The sequence below is a fragment of the Bifidobacterium sp. UBA6881 genome (assembly GCA_002451435.1).
Classification (GTDB): Bacteria; Actinomycetota; Actinomycetes; order Actinomycetales; family Bifidobacteriaceae; genus Bifidobacterium.
This window is the reverse complement of record DKCF01000046.1, coordinates 9,235-10,559: the sequence shown is the minus strand read 5'-3', so window position 1 is coordinate 10,559 and position 1,325 is coordinate 9,235. Positions and strand designations below refer to the sequence as shown.

Genomic DNA, 1,325 nt, shown 5'->3' with positions numbered 1-1,325 from the left:
CGCGCGTGGCCAACACGCGCCATCCACGCGTGAATGCGCCGACTGCCGGTGGAATCCGTTCCACCATGCAGTCGGCGTTTTTCATATTCCCGCCCCATCCATTAAGGTGACTTCGGTGACCCATTGGGGTCGATGTCAGATGTTGAGAGCGATAGCAGCAAGGAGTGGAAGCGATGTCAGGTCTTCGCGGTCCGGATAGTTCGAAGGATGCACAGCGGTTGGATGAGAATGCCGTGTTTCCTGAGACCGTGGACGTCAACATTCGTCAGCTCGATCCGATTCCCGCTCCGCGCTATTTCATCAAGGAGCTGCCGCTTTCCGACGAGATGAGCGATCTGGTGCTCAGGTCCCGTCAGGAGATTCGCGACGTGTTGCATGGCAGGGACGACCGTCTGCTCGCCATCGTCGGCCCGTGCTCCATCCATGATCCGAAGGCCGCGCATGAATATGCGGAGAAGCTCGCCGCGGTCAAGAAGGAGCTCGAGGATCGTCTGGTCATCGTCATGCGCGTGTATTTCGAGAAGCCGCGCACCACGATCGGCTGGAAAGGTCTGATCAACGATCCCGACCTGGACGGCCAGTTCAATATCCGCAAGGGCATGTGGCTCGCCCGCAAGGTGTTGACCGACGTGCTGAACCTCGGTCTGCCCGCCGCCACGGAATGGCTCGATCCGATCACCCCGCAGTACATCTGCGACCTGATCAGCTGGGGCGCGATCGGCGCGCGCAACACGGAAAGCCAGGTGCATCGTGAGCTCGCCTCCGGCCTGTCGATGCCGGTCGGCTTCAAGAACGCCACCGACGGTTCGATCAAGCCGGCGGCCGATTCCTGTTTCGCGGCCGCGTTCGAACACCACTTCCTGTCCATCAACCTCGACGGCCGCGTGATTTCCGCGGAGACGAAGGGCAATCCGGATTGCCATCTGGTGTTGCGCGGTTCCTCGCATGGTCCGAATTACGATGCCGCATCCGTGGCGCAGGCGTTGGCCGACCTGAAGGCGTCCAAGGCGTCCGGTCCGAGCGAGCATGGACTCGTCATCGATGCGGCGCACGGCAATTGCGGCAAGAACGAGGTCCGCGAGGCCGAAGTGGTCGAGGAGATCGCCGACCGTATCGCTCACGGCGAGCAGGGCATCCTTGGCGTCATGATGGAAAGCTTCCTCAAGGCGGGGCATCAGAAGCCGGCTCCGCTCGACCAATTGGTGTATGGCCAGTCCGTCACCGACGCATGCGTGCCATGGGACCGCACCGAACAGTTGCTGCACACGCTTGCCGATGCGGTCACTGCCCGTCGCGCCCGCTGACCGGCATATACCGATGGCCGG

At 62.1% G+C, this 1,325-nt stretch carries 1 protein-coding gene; it reads left to right on the top strand.

What is annotated here, in order from left to right:
* Positions 1 to 173 precede the first annotated feature (173 nt).
* The gene (locus B3C64_RS03860) at positions 174 to 1,304 is read left to right on the top strand and encodes a 3-deoxy-7-phosphoheptulonate synthase (RefSeq protein ID WP_291533859.1); all 1,131 of its coding nucleotides are present in this window, start codon (positions 174 to 176) and stop codon (positions 1,302 to 1,304) included.
* Positions 1,305 to 1,325 lie beyond the last annotated feature (21 nt).